Genomic DNA, 25,644 nt, shown 5'->3' on the forward strand with positions numbered 1-25,644 from the left:
GTACATATCCTATAGTTTACCGTACGTTGCGGGCAGTTTTTCAAAAAATACTTAATTCAAATAAATATAACTATGCCAACTATTTTCAGTCGTATCGTAGCAGGAGAAATTCCATGTTACAAAATTGCCGAAGACGAGAAATATTTTGCATTTCTCGATATCAATCCTTTAGCAGAAGGTCATACATTAGTCATTCCCAAGGCAGAAGGAGATTACATATTCGACATGTCAGACGAAGCCTATGCAGGGCTGACTTTATTTGCAAAAAAAGTTGCTAAAGCTATCGAAAAAGCAATTCCCTGTAAACGTGTGGGTGTAGCCGTTATGGGATTGGAAGTCCCGCATACCCACATTCATCTAATCCCTATTAATAAAGAAACAGACATGTACTTCTCAAAGGAGAAATTAAAAGTATCTTCCGAAAAAATGGAAAAAATAGCAGCTTCTATCGCTTCAAAAATAAAATAGTCCGTTTAAACGGAAATTTGCATTCGAATCACGCAATCATTCAAAAAAGCATTACCAATATATACAAGAAGCTAACCCAATTGAAAAAGCCGGTTTCATCTCATAACAAACCGGCTTTTTTACTTTCCAATATAGCAAACCCACAATTTTTTTATAAATTCACATCGTCACTCTCAAAGGTCATATACTAATAACATCAGACTAACAATAATAGAATTTTATACATCAAGATAATGAAAGACATAATAAATACACGCTGTGGCTGGGCAGGAACAGATGAGCTATATATAAAATATCATGACGAAGAATGGGGCAGGCTTGTTACCGATGATAAAACATTATTTGAATTTCTGGTTCTTGAAAGTGCCCAAGCCGGATTGGCATGGATTACCATTCTCAGAAAACGAGAAGGATACAAAAAAGCTTTTCATCACTTTGACGTAGAACAAGTTGCACGCATGACTTCAGAAGACATAGAACAACTAATGCAATTTGACGGCATTATACGAAACCGTCTAAAAATCAAATCTACAATTACAAATGCAAAACTTTTTCTCACCATACAGAAAGAGTTCGGGAGCTTTTATAATTATATATTATCATTCTTCCCTGATAAAAAACCGATAATTAACAAATTCAAGTCATTAAGTGAAATACCCGTGTCGTCTCCCGAATCCGATGCAATGAGCAAAGACATGAAAAAACGGGGATTCAAATTCTTCGGAACTACTATTTGCTACGCTTATCTACAAGCGACAGGATTCATCAACGATCACCTGACAGACTGTATTTGTCGAAAAAATAAATAAAGATGATACAAATAAAATTTCAATTCGCATAATATTAAAATTACCGACAAATCATACATGGAACAGCTCATCAACAAAAATTCTCGTATTGAAGTCGTAGATGCTCTACGAGGATTTGCTGTAATGGCAATCATCTTGGTTCATAATCTGGAACATTTCATTTTTCCGGTTTATCCGACCGACTCGCCAAACTGGTTGAATATCTTAGATCAAGGTATATTCAACGGAATTTTTTCTCTTTTTGCGGGAAAAGCCTATGCCATCTTCGCTCTTTTGTTCGGATTTACATTCTACATACAAACCAACAATCAAAGAAAACGGGGTAAAGATTTCGGCTATCGTTTCCTCTGGCGTTTAATATTGTTAGTCGGTTTCGCAACATTAAATGCAGCCTTTTTCCCGGCAGGAGATGTCTTACTGTTATTCGTAGTGACAGGACCGATATTATTTTTTACACGAAATTGGAGTAACAAAGCCATTATCATAACCTCTGTCATTTTTCTGTTGCAACCCATCGAATGGTATCATTATATCGCCAATCTGATAAACCCGACACACCGGTTGCCTAACCTCAAAGTAGGCGAAATGTATGCAGAAGTAGCAGAATATATAAAAGGCGGAAATTTTTGGGATTTCATCTTAGGAAACATCACATTAGGACAAAAAGCCAGTTTGTTATGGGCCATAAACGCAGGACGCTTTTTCCAAACAGCAGGATTATTTCTATTAGGTTTCTATATCGGCAAAAAGCAACTTTTCGTTTCTTCCGAAAAAAATCTCCATTTCTGGGTAAAGATACTGATTGTCTCCGCTATTGCATTTGCACCTTTATATACATTGAAAGATCTTATTATGGACAATACTCCAATCATACGACAAACAGCAGGAACGGCATTTGACATGTGGCAAAAATTAGCCTTTACTCTGGTCTTGGTAGCATCTTTCATACTTCTTTACCAAAACAAGAAGTTTCATAATAGGGTCAACAATTTATGTTTTTATGGTAGAATGAGCCTTACCAATTACATCGCCCAATCTATAATAGGAGCAATTATTTATTTTCCATTTGGCTTGTACCTCGCACCATATTGCGGATATACAGTCAGTTTATTAATCGGATTTTTTACATTCCTATTGCAAGTAAAGTTCTGCAAATGGTGGTTGTCGAAACATAAACAAGGGCCATTAGAACTTATTTGGCACAAATGGACTTGGTTGGGCGTAAATAAGCAATAACGGATAAACTAGAGAAGCAACATCAAGAACTATATTGCCAAAGCGAACCAAATGCCTGTTTAAAATTTCTTGCATCGTAGCATTGAGAAAAATGCAAAAAGAGCAGCTCGATTTTATCCGGTCGTTATCCTAAAAAAACAATCGTTATTTTTTAGATAAAAATCTCTTGCTCAACCATCTTCTTATAGGCTCGTCATATAACTTCAGGCAAAGATACGCGAGCAAAATATTTCCGAAAAAAAGTAACAAAACTACCGGCCACACTTGCCCAAATGTCAGATCATTATTCCACACCCATGCATAAAAAAGGTACATAAAAGGATAATGAACAATATACACAGGGTAAGATATATCTCCAAAAAACTTACATATTTTTAATGTCCATTTATCTGTTGTTTTACCAGATGCTCCCCAATAGACCAATAACGGAAAAAGCAAAATAGCACACACCGAATCATAAATACCATTTATCCACGAAAATTCTTTATTACCGACATACGGGACAGAGAGTAATACGGCAATCACCAAACTACAAATCCAGAAAGCGCCTCTGATTTTAACTGGTTTGAAGACTCGAGACATAAGCAAACCTGCGGAAAACGAAAACATCAAACGTAAAAAACCTCCGATCAGATTATAATCCAGAAGTGTCCAACCTACCCCTAAATGTCCATAACCCGAAAGGCCGGAGATCGCAAATGCAGCTAATCCGATTCCGGACAATGAAACAAGCAAAGCAAGTGACTTGGTAGACAATCGACGAATAAATAAAGCATACAGGATATTTCCTATATACTCAAAAAACAAAGACCAGCTCGGACCATTTAAAGGATACATCTCTCCATTTCCCCGAACTTCTACCTTCGAACCGGGTATTGCTGGGATAAGAAAAAGATTGAGTAGCATAGCAAGCATTAACACTGATAAAGAGACTTGCGAGCCATCCCATTTTTCGCTACCTTGTATATAAAATGTACAAGCTCCTAAAATAGCCCCCATAACAACCATCGGATGCAGACGAATCAACCGGCGTTTCACAAAATCCTTCACTGTCATTGTCATCTTCCAACGATCGTCATAAGCATATCCTATAACGAACCCCGACAGAATAAAAAAGAAATCGACAGCTAAATATCCATGATTAAATTTCTGATCTATGGGACTTGTTGCAAAAGCTTCAAAAACATGATACCATATCACCAAAAGAGCTGCGACACCCCTTAATCCATCAAGAAGTTCATAATGAGGTTTTGAATCTGAAAATGCAGAAGAAGATAATGTTTTTTGCATATATATTTAGAATTTAAGTTTTACTTAGAGCCTGTATAAACTTTCCGACAAAAAATATTGTCAGGTCATTTTTGTGTTTTCTTCTGATCTTTTTTCCTGTTTTCACTTGTCAGATAGCCCACTATCAACCTCGTAAACACAGAAAAACATCCTCAAAAGAAACTCTCAAGCCTGGCCCGAATAAAATTCAGACAGGCTCTTTGGCTTTGACAATCGGAGTTCAAAATTACGATATTTATATCGTATTTCGATTGTCCTACATCAAATTCGCCTTCTTAAATATCATTTTTGGGCTCTAAGTCGACTCAATGTCGGGAGAGTTATACCCAAATAAGAAGCGACATACCCCAATTGTACCCGCTGGTATATATGAGGAAATTGACGCTTGAATTCTTCATACCGCTCTTTTGCAGACAATGTAAGACGATCTTTGTGCGAACGATGTAAACGTCGATACTCATTTTGATGAATAATCCTACCCCAATTAGCCAATTCTATATTGGTCCGAAAAAGATGCAACAAATCATCCAATGATATTTTATAGGTCACGACATTCTCAAGAGTCTCCACAAACTCTTCACTCATTCTATTATAATAAAGTTCATCCATACTGAATACAATACCTCCTTCGCAAGAAAAAGACGTGGTTATCTCTTCCCCGTTCACCAACCAAAAAGAACGGGTCGCTCCTTCTTCAATAAAATAAGCGAACTTACAGAAACTATCAGCTTTTATCAACTGAAATCTTTTAGGGAAACGGCATAATTCCACATGTTTCTTCAAAATACATATGGTATCGTCAGAAATAGGATACAAAGATCTCATCTGATTGATTACATTTTTCATAAATACTTAATACAAGGTAAACAAAGAGATATTATTCAATAGACAAAAATAAACAAAATGTCTGTTAATCATTTCAGAAAAAAGATAACATAAATTTTGTCTGAAAAACAAGAGGCCGTTTATACCATATTTTCTGCCGAACATTCGCCATCTGCCTACAATAAATCCCGAATTGTTTGAAATCTTTAAACTCTTGAATAACTTTTATCCATTAACATCTTGAGCAAAAAGTAATACGACTTCAAATAAAAAAGAGTACCCGAATATTCGGGTACTCTTCTTGTTTAATAAGAAAACACTCTTTTTATTTCGTCAAAGAAGAAATATCATATTTTGCAAATTCAATATCTGCAGCAGCAAAAGCCTTCATCTGATTATCCAAACTGATAGCTTTTTGCAGATTTTCCTTAACCATCTTTTCGTTGTTTGTACGAGCACCTACAACAGCCAACAGATAAAGAGTCGTAGCGTCTTTTCCGTTGTTGATAGAAGACAATGTATTCTTAGCTTTGTTATAATCTTTAGTCAAGATCTGTGCAATAGCAGCATTGTTGCTCTTTGTATCGCCGAATGCTTTAACAGCTTTCTGATATTCACCTTTCTTCAAATAAAGAACACCGGTAGCTTCTTTCAATTCATCGATACCTGCAGCATTACCGAATTCTTGAGCTGCTTTATTATAATCATTCTTAGCCAAGCTGATCAAACCTAGGTTCATTTGAACTTCCGGAGCTTTCGGATCGATCTTAGCAGCTTTCTTGAACCAGTTTTCTGCTTCAGCTACATTTTGTTTCTGATAATAAGCCATACCTACATTGTTATAAGCACGGTAATCGTTCGGATAAATTTCTGCAGCTTTTTTATAGATAGCGATCTTGTCATCTTTAGAATCGGTCAACGTACCGGCATATAATAATTCATCCAATGTCAAAGATTTAGGATCAGAAGCTGCGAGCTTACTGATTTCAGCATCTGATTTACCGATAATATCAATACTTGCCGTGATTCTTGAATAACGCAATTGAGGAAGAATTTCATCAGCCAATACTTTAAATGTACTTGACATATTCTTTATCTCTTTTTCACGTTGTTCGGGATCTGAATACATAGAAAGAACACGAAGGATAAGGTCTTTGTCCTGAATATTCGATTTTTCAACCAATTCTTTGAAACCTTCCCAGTCTTGAGCTGTAAACTCAGCAGTCATATCAGTTTCGATATTGCCTTTTTTCAACTGTTCGTTCATATATTTCACCGTATTCTTTTCACGGTTTTCAGCCAATTTGGTATTCAATTCAACACCACCATCGGGAGATGCATAAGAAGAAATATTGATTCCTTTAAGTTCTTTATTTGCAGCGCTGGCAGCATTAGCCACTTCGTTGTGGAATTCTTTCATCTGATCAGTAGATAACTGATTTGCACGGATATTAGCTTGTTGAATCAAGAACAAAATATCTGCTTTACGGCTTTCGTTGATAATGCGTTGGAATTTATCTGCTGCAAGTGCAGGTTTTACAGTAGCTGCATTGCTGATTTCGGCTGTAGCCAACACTCCTTCTGCAACTTTTACACGAGGCAAATCATAAGATTTAGAACCTTTTTGTACTTTAAAAGCAAGATATAAATCAGATTTTCTCATTTGAGGAATATAATCAAATGAAGCCTTCATTGTGATATTTCCACCTAATTTATAAGAAATAGTCTGATTATTTCCTTTCACTTTTTCTCCTTGATAAGTATATGAAGCAGCTGCAGTCTCGCCTCCTTCATAAACCAAATAAGGAGTAACGGTAACCGTAACTTTCTTTTTGAAATACTTTTCAGGGAATTTTCCTGTAATCGTTGCGGCAACCTTTCCGCCTACAACTTCAAGTGGAGAGGGAGTTACGGTAAAGTAATCTGCCGATAATCCACCCATTTTTTTACATCCTACAAAGGCCACTAAAACAGCCAATAATAAGGGTAAATAGAGTTTTTTATTCATAACTAATTGTTTAATTGGGTTATACTTCTTCTTAATATTCACAAAAGTAACACTAATTTTTAATTTAACATCCTATTATGCAAAAAAATAGGAACAAACTGTTTCCGACATCATATAAGACATCAAATTATCGAGACAAATATAGTTAAATTTCTGACAATCGAATACTGAAAATAATATTTTTTTTAGTATAAAAGTCAGATAATCCGCCCTCAATCTCGCCTTTTTCTTGTTTTTGTATTTTTTGCGTAAAAAAACTGTCTTTTTAACACAATATTTCAGAAATCGTTCAATACCCATACAGATCTAAAAAAAATCTGAAGATACTTTGCAACTTCGGGAAAAGACTACAACGCATCTGTAGAGAAATAAAAACAGAGCAGAAAAAGATTCAAACAGATTCTCAAACGAGACTTATGTCCGAAACTTCATATTTCTCGGATGATGATTTAAAATTTCACTTTTTATAAATTCCTTATCCAGATGAACATAAATCTCTGTCGTAGTAATACTCTCATGTCCCAACATCTGTTGAATGGCACGTAGATTAGCTCCTCCCTCAAGAAGATGAGTAGCAAAAGAATGCCGTAGGGTATGAGGACTGATTTTTTTATGAATGCCGCAAATCTCACATTGATTGCGAATAACATAAAAAATCATGACTCTGGATAAACGTCCCCCCCGACGGTTCAAAAAAAGAATATCCTCATCACCTTTCTTTACATTCAACAGCTCCCTATCTTTTTTATATTTCCTAATTTCAGCCAATGCAACCTCTGAAATAGGGACGAGCCTCTGCTTATTTCCTTTTCCTTCAACAGTTATAAACTCTTCCTTTTCATAAATCCGGGACATTTTTAAATTTATCAATTCCGACACTCGCAAACCGCAACCATACAAAACCTCTATAATTGCCTTGTTACGCTGACTTTCAGGCAATGACATATCGAAAGAGTCAACCATGCGATTTACTTCCTCAACACTTAACACCTCCGGAAGATGAAGTCCGATTTTAGGACCTTCTATCGACTCGACAGGATTAACGCTGATATAATCCTCTAAACACAAAAATTTATAAAACGATTTTAATCCGGACAATATGCGGGCTTGTGATCTGGGATGTATTCCTATATCCTGTAACCCGCATATAAATTGTTGAATATCGACTTTCTGAAGTATTTCCCGGGTCAAATTCTCAGTACCTATATACAATAATAATTTATACACATCATTTCGATAACCCTCGACCGTATTTTGAGAAAGCCCTCTTTCAAGCTTTAAATAACTCAGATATTTTTTCATTAAATCTCTCTCGGTAAGTATCATCTTATTTACGAACTAAATATTCGATTTTTTTATTTACTTTTGCAACATCTTACCGAAGGATTGAAAACATCGAAATCTTCGGATAAGACAAAGGTATAAAAAAGATTCTTTATGAATATACTTATCATTAACGGACCCAACCTGAACCTTCTTGGAAAACGGGAAAAAAGCGTTTACGGAGAAAATTCTTTCGAAAGCTATCTGGAATTTTTACGGAACAAATACTCGGAACACCAATTGGTTTATTTTCAGTCCAACATTGAAGGTGAATTAATCAATACTTTGCATCAATACGGGTTTGGGGATACTGATGGCATTGTTCTCAATGCCGGAGCCTATACACATACTTCCATAGCCATCTCAGATGCCATACGTGCAATTAATGTTCCTGTGATAGAAGTACACATTTCCAACATACATGCACGAGAGGCTTACCGCCACACCTCTATGATTGCGGCCGCATGCAAAGGCTCAATAGCAGGTTTCGGCATGGATTCATACAGACTGGCTATCGAAGCATTAATCAGTAATAAATAAATACTCTCAGATTGTTATATTAGTTATATAGATCAAATTATGTCAAAACAAACTAAGATTGTTGCCACAGTTTCAGATAAACGTTGCGACGTTGAATTCGTTCGGGATCTTTTCGAAAACGGAATGAACGTTGTTCGTATGAATTCAGCCCATTTGGATGCTGAAGGATTCAATAAAATTATAACGAATGTAAGAGCCGTCTCGAATACGATCGCCATTCTTATGGATACGAAAGGACCGGAGATGCGGACCACAGCGATTGCTGACGACGGACGCATCAACTTTTCGACCGGAGACTATGTAAAAATGAGTGGTAATCCTAATCAACTGACGACTAAAGAGCATATATGCATCTCTTATCCGAATTTCGTCAAAGATCTTTCGGTCGGCAGTTTAGTTTTGATCGATGATGGAGAAATAGAATTCAAAGTTATAGAAAAACACGACGACTTTTTACTTTGTATTGCAGAAAATGAAGGAGAACTGGGATCAAGAAAAAGCGTTAACGTACCGGGTGTCCGCATCAATCTTCCGGCTCTGACCGAAAAAGACCGTAAAAACATTTTATATGCTATCGAGCACAATATCGATTTTATCGCACACTCCTTTGTACGCAATAAGCAAGACGTCCTCGATATACAAGAGATACTCGATGCGCATAACAGCAGCATAAAAATCATTGCGAAAATAGAAAATCAGGAAGGTGTCGACAATATCGATGAAATACTTGAAGTCGCTTATGGCGTGATGATCGCCCGCGGAGACTTAGGAATCGAAGTTCCCCAAGAAAAAATACCAGGAATACAACGCATTCTTATCAAGAAATGCGTACAAGCCAAAAAGCCGGTTATCGTAGCGACACAAATGTTACACTCGATGATCAAAAATCCCCGTCCTACACGGGCAGAAGTAACAGATATCGCTAACGCCATCTATTATCGTACCGATGCCTTGATGCTTAGCGGAGAAACCGCATACGGTAAATATCCGGTAGAGGCTATCGCTACAATGTCGAAAGTAGCGGAAGAAGCCGAAAAAACAAAACTATCGGATAACGATATCCAAGTATCGACAGAAGAAGACAAGGAAGATATTACGGCATTTCTTGCCAAACAAGCCGTACGCTCATCGATAAAACTCGGTGTAAAAGCAATCGTTACCGACAGTTATACCGGACGTACAGCTCGAAATATCGCTGCATACAGAGGGAAATATCCTGTTCTTGCCGTTTGTTACCGAGAATCGACAATGCGAGAGTTAGCTCTGTCTTATGGAGTAATTGCCGTATATCAACCAGAAACAAATACCTCCAGAGAATATCTTCATAACGGACTGAAACTGATGATCGACCGCGGCTGGATAACCAGAGACGACCTAATAGCATATATCGGAGGCGCTTTCGGAGAAGGAGGTGGCAGTACATTCCTTGAGATCGACCCGGTAGGAAAAGTATTGGATTGTTACAACAGTTACTTACTCCCGAACTTAGAAGATCTGCGATAAGAGCATCGGAAACATGGAAGAACTGCTGGAAGAATACATCCTGAGCCATATCGACGAAGAAGGTGAATATCTGAAACGACTGAATAGGGATACTCACGTAAATCTATTACGTCCGCGTATGCTGTCGGGGCATTTACAGGGACGCATTCTTAAAATGCTCTGCCGGATGATTCGTCCCGACAAAATTCTCGAATTGGGGACGTTTACAGGTTATTCCGCTTTATGCATGGCAGAAGGACTAAATCCCGGAGGCGTACTTCACACAATTGAAATGGATGACGAATTGGAAGATTTCACCCGGCCTTATCTGGAGCAATCGCCTTATAAAGAAAATATACGCTTCCATATAGGAGATGCAATAAAAGTCGTACCGACTCTTGATGAAACATTCGATCTGGTATTCATCGACGCCGACAAACGCCACTATTGCGAATATTATGATCTCGTATTCGACAAAGTACGTCCGGGAGGATTTATTTTAGCGGACAATACTTTATGGGACGGTAAAATAATCGACCCGCAAGCCAGAGACGGACAAACCGTCGGAATTCGGAAATTTAATGATCTGATAGCTTCGGACACCCGTGTGGAAAAAGTAATCATACCACTACGTGACGGGCTAACCTTAATCTGGAAAAAATAAATTTCTTATATCCGGGTCACATTTCGCGAAAAGTTCGTATATTGAACTGTCGTAACATTGCGATCCGGATTTTTTCAAAAAAATCCCGGATCAAAAATAAAATATTCAAATTATGGAAACTACAAGACAAAGTAAAATAAGCCGTCTGATTCAAAAAGACCTAAGTGACATTTTTCAAAACGAAACCCGTAAAACTCATGGTACACTCATCTCGGTAAGCGTTGTACGCGTAAGTCCCGATTTAAGCATAGCTAAAGCATATTTAAGTATTTTTCCTCCGGAAAAATCACAAGAAATTCTTGAATCGATACAAAACAATGCACGATCGATACGTTATGAACTCGCACAACGGGTTCGATTCCAACTACGCAAGACACCCGAACTGATGTTCTTTCTGGACGACTCTCTCGACTATATCGAAAATATCGATACGTTATTGAATAAATAAACAAAGATGCGATGAGTCTTTCCCTGAAAATAGCGATCCGGTATCTTTTTTCAAAAAAATCTCATAGTGCGATCAATATTATATCCATGGTATCTATATGCGGTGTTGCCGTAACTACCATGGCATTGATTTGTACATTATCGGTCTATAACGGGTTTCAAGATCTTATAGCCTCTCTATATTCCTCTCTCGATCCGCAAATAAAAGTCATACCGGCCACGGGAAAGACTCTATCGCTGCAAGACCCTTCGATAAAATCTCTTGCAGAATGGCAAGAAATAGACGCAATCGCTCCGGTAATAGAAGAGAACGCCTTATTGATATACCGGAACCGACAAATGCCGGTATTATTAAAAGGAGTACCGGACAACTATTCTCAAGTAAGCAATATCGATAGCATATTATTAGACGGGAATTTTTTTTTAAAAGATTCTGTTGCCAATTATGCAACCATAGGAGTCGGAGTAGCAAATCGTTTGGAGGTGGGAGCACATTACGTATATCCTCTTTCTGTTTATACTCCTAAACGCAAAGCAAAAGTAAATTTAGCAAATCCCTCGAATGCATTTAATGAAGACCGGATGTTCGCGACAGCCGTATTCAGTGTAAATCAACCTGAATATGACGATCAAATGGTTATTGTTCCGTTAGACATGGCGGCCAAACTGTTCGACTATCCTCAACAAGCTTCCGCATTGGAAATAAAGCTAAAACCCAAAACTAACGAAAAGCGCGTTATTGCTTCGTTATCGGAACATCTGGGAAAAGATTATCTTGTCAAAGACCGCATGATGCAGCAAGAGACCTCTTTCAGAATGATGCAAATAGAAAAATGGATGACATTTCTGATACTGGCTTTTATTCTTATGATCGCCACATTCAACGTTATAGGGTCTCTTTCGATGCTGATCATAGACAAGCAAAACGATATTAAGACTTTGCAAAATTTAGGAGCTGATGAAAAGCTTATTTCCAGAATATTCTTAACCGAAGGGTGGCTTATTTCGGCAATCGGAGCCGGGACAGGACTCATCGCCGGAATATTTTTATGTTGGCTACAACAAGAATACGGATTACTCCGATTAGGTCAAACCTCCGGAGCATTCATCGTAGATGCTTATCCTGTACGTCTTTTGTGGAGCGATGCACTTGCCGTACTGGCAATTGTCACGTTATTAGGACTACCCGCAGCGTGGTATCCGGTAAAATATTTGCGTAACAAATGGTTAAGAACAGAATAAAAAATCCTCACAAAAATTAAACCGTTCCTAATAACCGGTATTTAATATTTTGGATTTGGCAAAAGAAGAAAAGCCGATTTCTTATTTTTTTCTATACATTTGCAACAGAATAATAAAGAAAATTTTTTGTCATGTGTAAAATAAACTTCAAGAAAACTCTTCCGTATATCGGTTCTATTCTGTTTATGATTATTCTCTCCTATATTTATTTTTCTCCGGATATTTTAGAGGGGAAAGTGTTATTTCAAGGAGATACTCAACAAGGAATCGCAATCGGTCAGGAAGGAAAAGCTTTCCGTGAAGCAACCGGAGAAACGACACGTTGGACCAATTCGCTTTTTTCAGGAATGCCTAATTTCCAAATTTCACCCAGTTATGCCAATAATTACTGGATGGGACAAATCGGAAGAATATATCATCTCGGACTACAATCTCCGGCATCACTCGTATTCATTATGATGTTAGGTTTTTTCATCCTATTATCGGCAATGAAAATCCGTTGGTATCTTGCATTGGTGGGAGCAATTGCCTACGCCTTTTCTTCTTATTTCTTTATTATCATAGGAGCCGGACACATCTGGAAATTCATCACTCTGGCATATATACCGCCAACAATTGCCGGTATAATATTGGCCTATCGTGGTAAATACATCGGAGGAGCTGCATTAATCGGATTCTTCGGAATGATGCAGATCACATCAAACCATATTCAAATGAGTTACTATTTCATGTTCTTTATAGCCGCTTTGGTTATTGCCTACTTTTTCGATTTCAAAAAAAGACATGAACTTCCACAATATTTTAAGGCCACCGGAGTAATTATTTGTGCCGGATTACTGGCTATTGGAGCGAATATTCCGAGTCTTTATAATACTTATGAGTATTCTAAAGAAACGATGCGCGGACAAGCGGAACTCACAAATGCCAATGAAAAAATATCGGCTAAAAGCGGACTGGATACTGAATATATAACTCATTGGAGTTACGGAATAGGAGAAACTTGGTCATTATTAATTCCGAACGTAAAAGGGGGAGCAACCGGAGCTATCGCCAAAAATACCGAAGCTATGCAAAAAGCTGATCCTTCAGTACGGGAGTATGTAGCTCAAATCGGGAATCATTATTGGGGAGACCAACCCGGAACGGCAGGGCCTGTATATGCCGGGGCATTTGTCATGTTGCTCTTCATATTGGGTTGTTTTATCGTTAAAGGTCCTTTGAAATGGGCAATACTGGCAGCAACAATATTAACGGTGCTCTTGTCATGGGGAAAGAACTTCTTACCGCTAACCGAATTTTTTATCGAATACTTCCCGATGTATAACAAATTCAGGACAGTATCAAGTATTCTTGTGGTAGCAGAGTTCTGTATTCCCTTATTAGCGATTTTAGCACTGAAAGAAATAATCACAAACCCCCGTATCCTCATCGAGAAAAAGAGAGAAAGCATCATCTCCTTTGCTCTAACCGGGGGCATATCTCTTTTATTCTTCCTTTTCCCCGGATTGTTCTTTAATTTCTTGAGCTCGGAAGAACAGGTGTTTATGGGCGAACACATGGAATACCGAGATGTGTTCTACAACCTCGAACTGGTAAGGGAATCTATTTTTACAGATGATGCATTACGCAGTTTCTTGTTCATATTGGCAGGTTCTATCGTTTTGTTCTTATTTGCCAAAGGTAAAATCAACAAAACAACTTTGGTCGCACTATGCGGCATTATTATTCTTGCCGACATGTATCCGGTAAACAAGCGTTATTTGAACAGCGAAAACTTCGTATCGGCAAAAAAATTGAAAGACCCCTTCCCCATAACAGAAATAGATAAGCAAATACTTGCCGATCCTGATCCGAATTATCGGGTATACAATCTTCTGTATGATCCATTTAACGATGCCATCACCTCTTACAGACATAAATCTATCGGAGGTTATCATGCTGCAAAATTGCGGAGATACGATGACCTGATCAAGTACCAGCTCAGTAAAAACAACCCGCATGTGATAAACATGCTCAATACAAAATATTTTATCCTTCCCGGAGAAAACGGTGCTGCACCTCAAGTAGTACAAAATCCTGAAGCTGCGGGCAATGCATGGTTTGTATCCGAAATTAAATGGGTCGAAAATGCTGAACAGGAAATGAAGGCATTGGATGATTTTAATGAAAAGAAAACGGTGATAGCCGACCGCCATTTTGCAGACAAAATAAAAACCGATATCTCTGCTCCGGCTGCAGGAGATACGATCTTTCTGACATCTTACAAACCCAATGAATTAAAATATAAATCCCATACATCAAAAAATAATTTCGCAGTATTCTCCGAAATTTATTTCCCTTGGGGATGGCACATTTCCATAGACGGAGAACCGGTCGAAATGGCAAGAGTAAATTATGTATTACGGGGATTGGATATTCCTTCGGGAGATCATGAAATCATTTTCCGTTTCGATCCTCAATCAATACACATCACGGTAGGAATTGCATTCGTATGCATCGGACTGATTCTTATTTTAGGTATTATTGCTATTTATACCAATTGCAGGACTAAGAAAGTGCAGAAATAATGGTTGACCCGCATTTAGTAAAAGTTATAATACCGATCTATATTACAGAATTATCCGACACCGAATGGATATCCTTAGATCGATGTTTCGATATATTGAAACGTTACAGTATATGTTTCGTGATTCCGGACGGTTTAGATATGACCGCAATAGAGAAACGATATGGCAAAAGAGAAACATACTCTTTTGACAAATCGTATTTTAAAGGGTTAAAAGGATATAACCGGTTAATGCTCTCTTCTGAATTTTACAAAACATTTTCAGATACCAAATATATACTCATACATCAGACCGATGCATTCGTATTCAGAGACGAACTTGAACAATGGTGCAGTCACAATTTCGATTATATAGGCGCACCATGGATTCCTAAACGTAAATATACACGATGGTATTATCATTTGTTTTTTAAACTGAAAAAAGGCTATAACAAACTATTCAATGCATCGGATTATACAGAACTTTTTTATAAAGTCGGCAATGGAGGTTTTTCTTTACGCAAAGTATCCGCCTTCCTTGAAATAGCCCAAAATGAACGACCGATAATAGAAAAATACATATCTCAATGTAACCATAACCGATTCAACGAAGATGTATTCTGGGGAGTAGAAGTAAACCGGAAAGAACATAAACTCAGAATTCCCTCATGGAGAGAAGCCATCGCTTTTGCATTCGACAAATTACCGGAAGAGGCATTTCAGATACACGGACACCAACTTCCTTTCGGATGTCATGGGTGGAACAAACCGGCAATGCTTCCTTTTTGGAGCCCGATCATCGAAAAATTAATACATTCCCGGAAATAAAAAATATTTAAAGGGCTGTCTAAATTTTCCAACAAAAAACAAACTGACAAGAGATTCAAAAAAATCCGAATACATAAATTTTACCGGAAAACTCAGACAGTCTTTCAACCAATACATATTTTTTAATAGCTTTTTTGATTTGAAACAATTTTTATTTCGATAAGATACAATATATTTGTAACGTTTATTAAGTGTAAATACTTAAATACTAATACTAAAAATGACAAATTATAAAAAGACATTATTTGCAGGAATTGCAGGCGTACTCATGTGCAGTAATCTGTATGCACAAGAAACAAATTTCGATTTATCCTCACAACGTTCCGAAAAACAAGATGTATTACCTGTTCCGGGGAGAAAAATAGATCATCAAGGGTTAGTCATCAATCCGACTCCACAAAAGCTGAGTTTCATAGGAAATGAGAAACTGGATATTTCTCAAGGATTTATCTTGAAAGATAAACAGAAAAAATTTACAAACGACTTAAATTTTGTCATATTCAATAAAAATGGAGCAAAACTGATCGTTGACTTCGGGAAAAAAGTAGCTGAAAAACAAAAAGTAAAGGATGTATCCGGAGCTTATGCCCTGAATATTCATAAAAACGGCATATCCATTACCGGATATGATGAACGGGGAGCATTTTACGGCATCCAGACTTTACGTCAATTATTGGAAAGCCCGATTGCCGCAAACAAGCAATTGCCTTATCTGGAAATCAACGATTATCCCAACCTGCCGAATCGCGGAGTGGTCGAAGGCTTTTACGGAACTCCATGGTCTCACGAAGTAAGAATGTCTCTTATCGACTTTTACGGAAAGTTCAAAATGAACACTTACTTATACGGACCGAAAGACGACCCTTATCACAGTTGTCCCAATTGGCGTCTTCCCTATCCTGAAAAAGAGGCAAAAAACATTAAACAGCTGATCGAAGCCAGCAAACGGAATCGTGTAGATTTTGTTTGGGCAATACATCCGGGACAAGATATTAAATGGAACGAAGAAGACTACAAAAATCTGGTCAATAAATTCAATTGGATGTACGATCTCGGAGTACGCCACTTTGCAATTTTTTTCGATGATATTTCGGGGGAGGGAACTAATCCGTCGAAACAAACCGAACTATTGAACCGGTTAACGGATGATTTTGTAAAAGTCAAAGGTGACGTATCTCCACTCACTGTCTGCCCGACCGACTACTCCAAACTTTGGGCAGATCCTACGGAAAAAGGCAGCCTCGCTATTTACGGTAAAACTCTCTATCCTGATATAAAAGTTTTCTGGACGGGAGATGTTGTTTGCAGCGACCTGACTAAAGAAACACTGGATTTTATAAATTCCCGTATTAAACGGCCGGCTTATTATTGGTGGAACTACCCTGTAACAGACTATGTGCGCAATATTCTCTTACAAGGTCCGGCATACGGCTTGGATACATCGCTCACAGAAAAAGAAGTCTGCGGAATTGTCAGCAATCCGATGGAACACGGAGAAGCTTCGAAATTGGCTTTATATGGGGTCGCAGATTATACATGGAACATTGCTGCCTACAACGCTTTAGATAATTGGGAAAGAGGCTTAAACGAACTGATGCCGAATGCCCGGGATGCTTATCGCACCTTTGCTATTCACTCTTGCGATACAGAAACTGGTTATCGTCGGGATGAATCATGGGAAACCACCACTTTCAGGCTTGCAAACTGGACAGATGAAGCTGCCCGAAATTTAGAAAAGGAGTTTGAAAAAATCGAAAACGTTCCTGCTGAAATAGAAAAAGGTTGCACCAACCAGAACCTGATGAAAGAGCTTCGCCCATGGCTAACGGAGTTCGGGAAATTAGGGACAAGAGGAAAACGTGCAGTAGAACTAACCCGCATCTATCGTACCGGACAGAATGATACATTATTCTGGAACAAATACATACAAAATCTAATGAGCAAGGAAGACCGAAAAAATTACGAAGCTCATAAATCCGGGACAATGAAACTTCAGCCATTTTATGAAAACGCAATGGATGATATGGCTCACGAATTTTTGAAACATCTTACCGGAGAGATACCGATGGATTATAAAGGCATCGGTTCGTTCGGAAATTCCAGTACCACACAAACCAAATTGATGCTCGACAATGATACCACGACTTATTACACTTCTGGTATTGCTCAGAAAGCAGGAGACTGGATCGGTGTCGATTTGAGAACAATACGAGAAGTTTCAGAAATATCCATCCTACAAGGGAGAAATTCGATCGATGATGTGGATTATTTCGACCATGCTGTCCTTGAATATTCCGAAAACGGGAATAATTGGAAAGCCTTAACAGGAGAGTTAGAGAAACAATATGTTATTCATTGGAACGGTGATCCTGTAAAAGCCCGTTATGTACGGTTGAAACGCCTTGAGTCTAAACGGACCAACTATGCCTCGGTACGTTCATTCGAGGTAAATCCTCTACATGCAGAAAATCTGGGATTCAAATTAGAAACAGAAGACCGGCAACAAGCTCTCTACGCATTTGACCGTAATCTCGGCACATCTTTTGAGTGTAGCGAATCTATAGTTTTTGAAGTAGAGAAAGGCATAAAAAGCTATATCTTGTTAACAAATCGTTTATCAACTCCTCTCAAATGTAAACAATTAGATGCAAAAGGTAATCTGGTCTCTGAAACAATACTCGATTCGCCATTCTCCAAAATACAGTTAGAAAATAAGAATGTAGAAAAAATAAGGATAGAAGGTACTGCAGAAATATTCGAGATTATAGCAGAAAAAGAATAAAAGCTAATCTAAATTGAAAGCCGTTTCAGCTAATGAATCTAATGCTGAAACGGCTTTTATATTTTCTGACCGGACAGATCCAATCCCATCAAAAAAGAGGTTTCCCCGTCTTTCGGATATAACGTTTATTCCTCCAATAATAACGATTCAAAAAATTAGGATAAAAAGAATAAATCAAGATACGAAGACGTTTTCCCGGAGCAAAATAAGGAATGTATTTCTCATATTTTTTATAAATAGAATAATCAAGCCCTCCGGCCGCCCGTTGTTTTTTAAGATGCCGTTTCCCGAAAAGACGTGTTTTTTTACCATGAAAAGCTATACAATAGCGTTTTGCCTCCATCGAAAGATTATCCGGTAAAGAAAGAATCAGCTCGGTCCACGCACCTCCGAAAATTTCCATAACCCGACCCGGGTTCCAACTATTTCCTTTCGGCAGCATACTGCCATGTATCAAATCCAAACCGCTCCATACTGCCGTAAATTTATCAAGACGGGCAAGAGAATCGAATACGACACCCAAATGCAAGAAATGTGTATTTCTATATTTCTCAAAATTTCCCATCTGAATAATCTTTTGGGAAAATATAGTAGAAGAGAGCAAAGTCATATGCCAGCCTAAATCATGCAACAGATCGCTTGCATCAGTATAAACCTTAGGAGGAAAAGAGGAGAGAGCCCGATGCACCTCATCGACAATATAAATATCCGGCATTTGTTCTGAAAGAGTCTTCACTATTGCCGGAAAATTCTGTGCCTGCAATCTGTTTCCGTCTCCTATTACCCAACAATACGGTGTTTTCGCTAATTTTAACGCCGTTTCGAAATTAATATCATATCCCTTATTCTCATCTTGTCCGAAATATTCTAAACGATCATATAACCCCTGATAAGCCTCAACGACCTTACGGGTATTGTCGGGCGAACAGTTATCAACAACGATCAAACGGAAATTATACGGTTTTATTTTCGGAATAATATCTTCTAAAGCTTCACAAACATTTACAACCCGATTATAAGTCGGCATACACAATGTCAGCAATTCAGATGGATCTATTACCTCCGGTTTGTTATCCATATTATTATACGATATTATTTTGCGACAAAGATAATAAATCCCTGTCAAATCTTATTTGAATATACACAATAGTTAGAAAAGAAGAATTTTCAACAAGAATTTGTTTATAAAGGCCTCTTTGACCAATTCATTCGATAGTCTTCAACCTGAATATCCTGCTGACTAATCGTTGCAGATTCAGTTCCTTCAAAACATTTCGAATAAACCTTACTCATCGAATCTGCCAAAATATTTTCCTGAAAACGCTGCAAATAGATATTTCCTGAAGCAATCATCTTTTCACGCAAAGCAGGATCTTCCAATATCCGGTTCATCGCTTCAGCCATTCCGGAAACATCATCCGGATCGACATATAAAGAATCTTTTCCTCCGGCTTCCTCCAAGCAAGATCCGGTAGCCGCAATAACCGGAAGCTGAGAATGCATAGCTTCTATAATAGGTATTCCGAACCCTTCGAAACGCGAAGGGTATACAAATAAAGTGGCCGACTGATAAACTGCCGGGAGATCTTTATGCGGAAGATCATGAATCAAATGAACCCGATCTCCAAGATTATTTTCAGCCACATAATCCATTATTTTATTCACATAAGGAGTTTTACGCCCGATAGCAACCAAATGCACATCGGAAGGAATGTCTTTTAAAGCCTGAACCGCCAGCATAAGATTTTTGCGTTCTTCTATACTCCCGACATTCAAAATAAATTTTTCCGGCAAATTATACTTTGCTCCTATCTCCGCCTTACGGGATTCACTTACCCGAACCGAATACTGCGGATCGCAGCCTTGATATACGACATCGATCTTTTCTTCAGGGATATGATAAAAATGCATAATATCCCGTTTCGTACATTCACTGATCGCAACAATACGGTCTGCAACCTGACAAGCATACCGGAACTTAAAATTATATATCTTACGGTCTATGGGTTTATAATATTCGGGATAACGTAGGAATATAAGATCATGTATAGTTACCACGCTTTTGATTCCCGTCTTATGTATTCCTATCGGTAATTCATTACTTAATCCATGATATAACTGTATACCGTTCCGTACAAGGTCTTTTTTAATAAACCAAGTACGCCACAAAGAAGAAAAACGCTTCATCGTAGTAGATTGGGGAAACGACGAACGGACGTTATTATGATGCAACAATTTATCGAACGAACTGTTCTTTTTTTCTTTCGGGACAAATAACCGGTAATTATTGCTCTGATGATAAGTTGCCAATATATCTACCATATACCGGCTATAATTTCCCAAGCCGGTATGATTTGCCATCGCCCGCTTTGCATCTAACCCAATAATCATACTATTCCGATTTATACGTTTTCTTTTCGTTTTACTTTTTCTGAATTTCATTTTCATAAAATGAAATAAAAACAGACATCTATACAGAAAGACGTATCTTCTCCATAATATGCTGCATGGATTAAAGAAACTTTTATTTTCTTCCAAAATCGGCAGGAATCTCCCCCCATTCTTTAGTTTCCCATTTTACCAGCCGATTTGGATATGTGTTTTCAGCCAACCATTTTTCGGCCCGCGCTATCAACTCGAATATTTTTGCATTTTTTTCTGTTCGGACAAGTTTTGTTTTACATTTCTTATCTCGCACCCAAGCCATGGCATTCCGGCTGTCAGAGCAAATTGTCATTGAACTATTCTGTTGTTTTAATAAGGCCAAACCATGCACTAAGGCTAAAAACTCCCCCACATTATTAGTCCCGTCTTCAAAAGGACCTTGCCGAAAAATTTCTTTTCCGGTACGGACACTAACTCCACGATATTCCATGATACCGGGATTTCCCAGACAAGAAGCATCTACAGCCAATGAATCTTTCAGATACTCAGGAACAGCATCCAAATTCACCGTATGACTTTTCTTCATCACATCGGCCAATTGTCCCAGTATTCCCAAATGTTCATCGTATCCTGCCCGAAATGCCTTTATTGCAGCATCTTTGGTCGGAAAACTTTTATATTTAGCTCCTTTATAATTTTTTACCTGCAATTGACACTCCTCCCAAGAATCATAAATTCCCGGAGCCAGACCTTCCCACACGACATAATATTTGAACTTATTCCCCATATATGGAATGTTAAAAAATCATTTTACACAAAAATAGATATATTTATTGAGTATTGTAGTAAAATGGTCTATTTTTGCAAAACAGTTATCATAACAATCAAATCTATACCGCCAGTTATGAAAAGAATATTCCTTACCGGATACATGGGTTCTGGAAAAAGTACTCTCGGATTGCGTCTCGCACAAAAAGCCGGACTCTCGTTTATCGACCTCGATCATTATATCGAAACCCGGTTCAGGAAAACCATAAATGAAATATTTGCAGAAAAAGGAGAAAAGGAATTTCGCATTATCGAACGGAACATGCTTCGAGAAGTCGGAGAATTTGAAGATGTGATAATCGCCACCGGCGGCGGAGCTCCCTGCTTTTTTGATAATATCGACTATATGAATAAACAAGGATGTTGTATTTATTTACAAACAACCCCTGAGATTCTTTTTCAAAGATTGAAACACGCCCGTAGTAATCGTCCGCTATTACGGGATAAAACCGATTCGGAGCTAATGGAGTTCATAAAAACAAATCTTTCAGCTCGTGAAGAAAAATATAAACGATCATCTATTATCTTCGATACCGGTGAATTGGAAAGTTACGATGCCATAGAAAAAGCCGTAGAACGACTTTATACTATTATCGAACAAAAATAAATTAACACTCTCTTCTATTTTTCTCTTTTCCATGAAAAAAACTCACAGAAATAGCTTATTTTTAAAATTTCATAAGGATAACTTCTCAAAAGTTGGTTTAGTTACCAAAAATTTTGTTTCTTTGCGTTGTAGCAACAAATTAGCTTCATAAAAAGCACATTTGCTATACAATAAATACCATTTCAGCAAAATATATAATAATTTGAAACTTGAAATATTCCTGTTTTTCATTACAAACAATTCGATCGAAACAATAAACTAAATAAGGGAGATTATGTCAGAACAAACGAACGTGAAAGAACTGGAAAAAGTGGTTATCCGTTTCTCCGGAGATTCCGGAGACGGAATGCAATTGGCAGGAAACCTCTTTTCAAACATTTCGGCAGCTATCGGAAATGAAATTTCCACTTTCCCCGATTATCCGGCAGAAATACGTGCCCCTCAAGGGACATTGGGCGGAGTATCCGGATTTCAAGTGCATATCGGTAAAGGGGTATATACTCCGGGAGATAAGGCCGATGTTTTGGTTGCCATGAACCCGGCAGCATTAAAAACCAATACTAAATATGTAAAACCGAATGCAGTGGTTATCATCGATACCGATTCATTCCAAAAAAATGATCTCGAAAAGGCAGCATTCCTAACCGAAGATCCTTTTAAAGAATTGAACATGAATTCGGTACAAGTAGTTCCCGTAGCCATCACATCTCTTGTCAAAGACTCTTTAGCAGACTCGGGATTAGATAACAAAACAATTCTTCGTTGTAAAAACATGTTCGCATTAGGACTGATTTGCTGGTTATTCGACCGACCCTTAGATCAGGCCGCACACTTATTGAAAAACAAATTTGCAAAAAAACCGTCCGTTCTCGAGGCCAATATTAAAGTCATGACCGACGGATATAATTACGGAAACAACATACATGCTTCAGTATCGACTTACCGTATCGAGACAAAGTCGGCAAAAAAAGGATTCTATACCGATGTAAACGGAAACAGGGCAACTGCATTAGGATTGATCGCTGCATCTGAAAAATCGGGGTTACCGTTATTTTTAGGAAGTTATCCTATCACTCCGGCAAGTGATATTCTTCATGAATTGGCCAAGAGAAAAGATCTGGGTGTAAAAGTCGTTCAAGCAGAAGATGAAATAGCCGGAATATGCACGGCGATCGGAGCTAGCTTTGCCGGTAACCTTGCAGCCACATCGACTTCCGGCCCGGGACTTGCACTAAAAAGCGAAGCAATCGGTCTTGCCGTTATGGCAGAGCTGCCGTTAGTGATTATCGACGTACAACGCGGAGGCCCTTCTACAGGACTCCCGACTAAATCGGAACAAACAGACTTGCTACAAGCTTTGTACGGAAGAAACGGCGAATCTCCCGTAGTCGTTCTCGCGGCTTCGACCCCGACCAACTGTTTCGATATGGCCTTCGCCGCATCAAAAATAGCATTGGAACACATGACTCCGGTCATTCTTTTGACAGATGCTTTTATCGCAAACGGCTCTTCGGCTTGGCGCATTCCCGAAATGGAAGAATATCCCGAAATACATCCTCAATACGTTTACAATGATTTATTGAAAGATAACTGGAAACCTTATAAACGTAATCCTGAAACGAATGTCCGTTATTGGGCTATTCCCGGAACAGAAGGTTTTATGCACCGATTGGGAGGGTTGGAAAAAGACTGTATTACCAGTGCCATATCAACCGATCCGGCCAATCACCAAAAAATGACGGATATGCGACAAGCAAAAATCGATTATATAGCAAACGAAATACCCGAACTTGAGATATTGGGTAATCCGGAAGCTGATTTACTGGTTGTCGGATGGGGTGGTACATACGGACATCTTTATTCTGCTGTGGAATCAATGAACGCTATCGGCAAAAAGGTAGCAATGGTTCATTTCAATTATATCAATCCAATGCCCAAAAACACGGAAGAGATATTAAGACGATACAAGAAAATCGTAGTTTGCGAGCTGAATAACGGACAATTCGCCACCCAATTATGTGCCAAAATTCCGGGACTTACCAATGTATCACGATTCAACAAAGTTCAAGGTCAACCGTTCATGGTAAGTGAACTGACCGATCATTTTTCAAAACTGATGGAGGAATAACTCATGAGCAGCAATACAGAATATACCGCCAAAGATTTTAAAAGCGACCAATATGTACGCTGGTGTCCGGGGTGCGGAGATCATGCCGTAGTAAATACATTACAAAAAGCAATGGCCGAGTTAGGCATTCCGCCTCACAAAACGGCTGTGATATCGGGTATAGGTTGTTCATCCCGGTTACCGTATTATATGAATACTTACGGATTTCATACGATTCACGGACGGGCAGCAGCTATCGCAACGGGTGTCAAAACCGCCAATCCCGATCTCACGGTATGGCAAATTACCGGAGACGGAGATTGTCTGGCTATCGGTGGAAACCACTTTATTCATGCCTTACGAAGAAATGTAGATCTTAATATTATCTTGCTGAACAACAAAATATACGGACTCACAAAAGGCCAATATTCTCCGACCAGTGATCGAGGAGCTGTTACCAAATCATCTCCCTACGGTACGGTCGAAGACCCTTTCGTACCCGCAGAACTGACATTCGGAGCTCGAGGGCATTTTTTTGCCCGGGCAATCGATGTCGATCTGGCCGTATCTAAAGAAGTAATGGTAGAAGCTGGAAGACATAAAGGGGCATCGGTCGTTGAAATTTTGCAAAACTGTGTCATATTCAACGACCACATACATAGTTATGTAGCGGATAAAGAATTCCGGGCAGAACGAACAATACATTTGAAGCACGGAGAAAAAATGCTTTTCGGTAAAGATCTCAATAAGGGATTGGTTCTCGACGGTTTCACATTAAAAGCAGTCACAATAGGAGAAAACGGAGTAACACTTAATGATATACTCACTCATGATGCGACAACCCGAGATAATTTCTTACATCAACGCCTTGCCATGATGGACGGTCACGAACTGCCTTTGGCCGTAGGTGTTATTCGATCGGTCGATGCTCCCGTCTACGATCAAGAAGTAAAAAAACAGATCGACTCCATAAGAGAGAAGAATCCGAAAAAGACTCTTCGGGATCTTTTATTAAGTGAAGAGACATGGGAAGTCAAGTAAAATCTTGTCCGAATTTTTACAAAGTTGACTTTGTGTGTTTTTTTGAGTTTTGCAAAGATGTTCTAATTCAGAGTTTCTTTATCGAAAAGATAAACTTTTAATCTGAAACCTAACTCAATTCAACAGTAACCCAAAGAAGGTGTCTAAAAAGGATGCCTTCTTTTTTTTGTCATGCCGCCCTTTTATT

Annotated in this window: 21 protein-coding genes; 14 read left to right on the plus strand and 7 right to left on the minus strand. The window is 38.4% G+C overall.

Annotated features, from left to right (window positions below; translation table 11 throughout):
• The first annotated feature begins 72 nt into the window (after nt 1-72).
• From AC0UMU_RS07955 to AC0UMU_RS07965, 3 genes are all read left to right on the plus strand, one after another.
• Complete coding sequence (locus AC0UMU_RS07955; RefSeq protein WP_022389881.1) at nt 73-468, plus strand: HIT family protein; 396 nt, start codon at nt 73-75, stop codon at nt 466-468.
• A gap of 233 nt (nt 469-701) precedes the next feature.
• On the plus strand, nt 702-1,277 hold the full coding sequence (locus AC0UMU_RS07960; protein ID WP_009318247.1) for a DNA-3-methyladenine glycosylase I: 576 nt from the start codon (nt 702-704) through the stop codon (nt 1,275-1,277).
• A 57-nt stretch (nt 1,278-1,334) separates the two neighbouring features.
• A complete protein-coding gene (locus AC0UMU_RS07965; RefSeq protein WP_022389882.1) occupies nt 1,335-2,513 on the plus strand; it encodes a DUF418 domain-containing protein in 1,179 nt (392 codons plus the stop codon).
• 144 nt (nt 2,514-2,657) lie between these two features.
• Here AC0UMU_RS07965 and AC0UMU_RS07970 read toward each other — a convergent pair whose 3' ends face one another.
• The 4 genes from AC0UMU_RS07970 to xerA all read right to left on the minus strand — a co-directional run bounded on the left by AC0UMU_RS07970 (nt 2,658) and on the right by xerA (nt 7,962).
• Complete coding sequence (locus tag AC0UMU_RS07970) at nt 2,658-3,803, minus strand: acyltransferase family protein (RefSeq protein ID WP_022389883.1); 1,146 nt, start codon at nt 3,801-3,803, stop codon at nt 2,658-2,660.
• 282 nt (nt 3,804-4,085) lie between these two features.
• Nucleotides 4,086-4,649 (minus strand): Crp/Fnr family transcriptional regulator, encoded by a 564-nt coding sequence (locus AC0UMU_RS07975; protein ID WP_022389884.1) that lies wholly within the window; start codon nt 4,647-4,649, stop codon nt 4,086-4,088.
• Between the two features lie 304 nt (nt 4,650-4,953).
• A complete protein-coding gene (locus tag AC0UMU_RS07980; RefSeq protein WP_031258149.1) occupies nt 4,954-6,636 on the minus strand; it encodes a tetratricopeptide repeat protein in 1,683 nt (560 codons plus the stop codon).
• Nucleotides 6,637-7,050: 414 nt separating this feature from the next.
• Nucleotides 7,051-7,962, minus strand: coding sequence for a site-specific tyrosine recombinase/integron integrase (xerA, locus tag AC0UMU_RS07985; RefSeq protein WP_278715361.1), 912 nt, complete (start codon nt 7,960-7,962; stop codon nt 7,051-7,053).
• A gap of 111 nt (nt 7,963-8,073) precedes the next feature.
• Here xerA and aroQ point away from each other — a divergent pair, with 111 nt between their 5' ends.
• From aroQ to AC0UMU_RS08025, 8 genes are all read left to right on the plus strand, one after another.
• Complete coding sequence (gene aroQ, locus AC0UMU_RS07990; protein ID WP_022599963.1) at nt 8,074-8,499, plus strand: type II 3-dehydroquinate dehydratase; 426 nt, start codon at nt 8,074-8,076, stop codon at nt 8,497-8,499.
• Nucleotides 8,500-8,535: 36 nt separating this feature from the next.
• Nucleotides 8,536-10,002 (plus strand): pyruvate kinase, encoded by a 1,467-nt coding sequence (gene pyk, locus AC0UMU_RS07995; RefSeq protein WP_031258150.1) that lies wholly within the window; start codon nt 8,536-8,538, stop codon nt 10,000-10,002.
• A gap of 13 nt (nt 10,003-10,015) precedes the next feature.
• Nucleotides 10,016-10,645, plus strand: a complete 630-nt coding sequence (locus AC0UMU_RS08000) for an O-methyltransferase (RefSeq protein WP_009318275.1) — start codon at nt 10,016-10,018, stop codon at nt 10,643-10,645.
• A 112-nt stretch (nt 10,646-10,757) separates the two neighbouring features.
• Nucleotides 10,758-11,093 (plus strand): 30S ribosome-binding factor RbfA, encoded by a 336-nt coding sequence (gene rbfA, locus AC0UMU_RS08005; RefSeq protein ID WP_009318277.1) that lies wholly within the window; start codon nt 10,758-10,760, stop codon nt 11,091-11,093.
• A gap of 11 nt (nt 11,094-11,104) precedes the next feature.
• The gene (locus tag AC0UMU_RS08010; RefSeq protein ID WP_009318279.1) at nt 11,105-12,334 is read left to right on the plus strand and encodes an FtsX-like permease family protein; all 1,230 of its coding nucleotides are present in this window, start codon (nt 11,105-11,107) and stop codon (nt 12,332-12,334) included.
• Nucleotides 12,335-12,465: 131 nt separating this feature from the next.
• Complete coding sequence (locus AC0UMU_RS08015; RefSeq protein WP_473979908.1) at nt 12,466-14,901, plus strand: hypothetical protein; 2,436 nt, start codon at nt 12,466-12,468, stop codon at nt 14,899-14,901.
• Nucleotides 14,901-15,707, plus strand: a complete 807-nt coding sequence (locus AC0UMU_RS08020) for a DUF5672 family protein (protein ID WP_473979909.1) — start codon at nt 14,901-14,903, stop codon at nt 15,705-15,707. The genes AC0UMU_RS08015 and AC0UMU_RS08020 overlap by 1 nt, the downstream gene beginning before the upstream one ends.
• Before the next feature lie 220 nt (nt 15,708-15,927).
• Nucleotides 15,928-18,489, plus strand: coding sequence for a glycoside hydrolase family 84 protein (locus tag AC0UMU_RS08025; protein ID WP_009318286.1), 2,562 nt, complete (start codon nt 15,928-15,930; stop codon nt 18,487-18,489).
• An 88-nt stretch (nt 18,490-18,577) separates the two neighbouring features.
• On the opposite strand, the gene AC0UMU_RS08030 is transcribed toward AC0UMU_RS08025, so the two are convergent.
• The 3 genes from AC0UMU_RS08030 to AC0UMU_RS08040 all read right to left on the minus strand — a co-directional run bounded on the left by AC0UMU_RS08030 (nt 18,578) and on the right by AC0UMU_RS08040 (nt 21,661).
• Nucleotides 18,578-19,567, minus strand: a complete 990-nt coding sequence (locus AC0UMU_RS08030; RefSeq protein ID WP_009318288.1) for a glycosyltransferase family 2 protein — start codon at nt 19,565-19,567, stop codon at nt 18,578-18,580.
• A gap of 104 nt (nt 19,568-19,671) precedes the next feature.
• Nucleotides 19,672-20,880: a glycosyltransferase family 4 protein gene (locus AC0UMU_RS08035; protein WP_473979910.1), complete on the minus strand. Its 1,209-nt coding sequence runs from the start codon at nt 20,878-20,880 to the stop codon at nt 19,672-19,674.
• 133 nt (nt 20,881-21,013) lie between these two features.
• A complete protein-coding gene (locus tag AC0UMU_RS08040; RefSeq protein WP_122338293.1) occupies nt 21,014-21,661 on the minus strand; it encodes a ribonuclease H1 domain-containing protein in 648 nt (215 codons plus the stop codon).
• Nucleotides 21,662-21,778: 117 nt separating this feature from the next.
• On the opposite strand from AC0UMU_RS08040, the gene AC0UMU_RS08045 reads away from it, so the two are divergent.
• The 3 genes from AC0UMU_RS08045 to AC0UMU_RS08055 all read left to right on the plus strand — a co-directional run bounded on the left by AC0UMU_RS08045 (nt 21,779) and on the right by AC0UMU_RS08055 (nt 25,457).
• Complete coding sequence (locus tag AC0UMU_RS08045) at nt 21,779-22,309, plus strand: shikimate kinase (RefSeq protein ID WP_009318291.1); 531 nt, start codon at nt 21,779-21,781, stop codon at nt 22,307-22,309.
• A 274-nt stretch (nt 22,310-22,583) separates the two neighbouring features.
• Nucleotides 22,584-24,437 carry a 2-oxoacid:acceptor oxidoreductase subunit alpha gene (locus tag AC0UMU_RS08050; RefSeq protein ID WP_122303623.1) on the plus strand — a complete coding sequence of 618 codons (1,854 nt, stop codon included), beginning with the start codon at nt 22,584-22,586 and terminating at the stop codon, nt 24,435-24,437.
• Between the two features lie 3 nt (nt 24,438-24,440).
• On the plus strand, nt 24,441-25,457 hold the full coding sequence (locus AC0UMU_RS08055) for a 2-oxoacid:ferredoxin oxidoreductase subunit beta (protein ID WP_009318293.1): 1,017 nt from the start codon (nt 24,441-24,443) through the stop codon (nt 25,455-25,457).
• Nucleotides 25,458-25,644: the final 187 nt, after the last annotated feature.

Source organism: Coprobacter fastidiosus, from assembly GCF_982245605.1.

Coding starts and splice junctions, on each gene's coding strand:
- AC0UMU_RS07955 (WP_022389881.1), top strand. CDS start 73: ATGCCAACTATTTTCAGTCGTATCGTAGCAGGAGAAATTCCATGTTAC.
- AC0UMU_RS07960 (WP_009318247.1), top strand. CDS start 702: ATGAAAGACATAATAAATACACGCTGTGGCTGGGCAGGAACAGATGAG.
- AC0UMU_RS07965 (WP_022389882.1), top strand. CDS start 1,335: ATGGAACAGCTCATCAACAAAAATTCTCGTATTGAAGTCGTAGATGCT.
- AC0UMU_RS07970 (WP_022389883.1), bottom strand. CDS start 3,803: ATGCAAAAAACATTATCTTCTTCTGCATTTTCAGATTCAAAACCTCAT.
- AC0UMU_RS07975 (WP_022389884.1), bottom strand. CDS start 4,649: ATGAAAAATGTAATCAATCAGATGAGATCTTTGTATCCTATTTCTGAC.
- AC0UMU_RS07980 (WP_031258149.1), bottom strand. CDS start 6,636: ATGAATAAAAAACTCTATTTACCCTTATTATTGGCTGTTTTAGTGGCC.
- xerA (WP_278715361.1), bottom strand. CDS start 7,962: ATGATACTTACCGAGAGAGATTTAATGAAAAAATATCTGAGTTATTTA.
- aroQ (WP_022599963.1), top strand. CDS start 8,074: ATGAATATACTTATCATTAACGGACCCAACCTGAACCTTCTTGGAAAA.
- AC0UMU_RS08000 (WP_009318275.1), top strand. CDS start 10,016: ATGGAAGAACTGCTGGAAGAATACATCCTGAGCCATATCGACGAAGAA.
- rbfA (WP_009318277.1), top strand. CDS start 10,758: ATGGAAACTACAAGACAAAGTAAAATAAGCCGTCTGATTCAAAAAGAC.
- AC0UMU_RS08010 (WP_009318279.1), top strand. CDS start 11,105: ATGAGTCTTTCCCTGAAAATAGCGATCCGGTATCTTTTTTCAAAAAAA.
- AC0UMU_RS08015 (WP_473979908.1), top strand. CDS start 12,466: ATGTGTAAAATAAACTTCAAGAAAACTCTTCCGTATATCGGTTCTATT.
- AC0UMU_RS08020 (WP_473979909.1), top strand. CDS start 14,901: ATGGTTGACCCGCATTTAGTAAAAGTTATAATACCGATCTATATTACA.
- AC0UMU_RS08025 (WP_009318286.1), top strand. CDS start 15,928: ATGACAAATTATAAAAAGACATTATTTGCAGGAATTGCAGGCGTACTC.
- AC0UMU_RS08030 (WP_009318288.1), bottom strand. CDS start 19,567: ATGGATAACAAACCGGAGGTAATAGATCCATCTGAATTGCTGACATTG.
- AC0UMU_RS08035 (WP_473979910.1), bottom strand. CDS start 20,880: ATGATTATTGGGTTAGATGCAAAGCGGGCGATGGCAAATCATACCGGC.
- AC0UMU_RS08040 (WP_122338293.1), bottom strand. CDS start 21,661: ATGGGGAATAAGTTCAAATATTATGTCGTGTGGGAAGGTCTGGCTCCG.
- AC0UMU_RS08045 (WP_009318291.1), top strand. CDS start 21,779: ATGAAAAGAATATTCCTTACCGGATACATGGGTTCTGGAAAAAGTACT.
- AC0UMU_RS08050 (WP_122303623.1), top strand. CDS start 22,584: ATGTCAGAACAAACGAACGTGAAAGAACTGGAAAAAGTGGTTATCCGT.
- AC0UMU_RS08055 (WP_009318293.1), top strand. CDS start 24,441: ATGAGCAGCAATACAGAATATACCGCCAAAGATTTTAAAAGCGACCAA.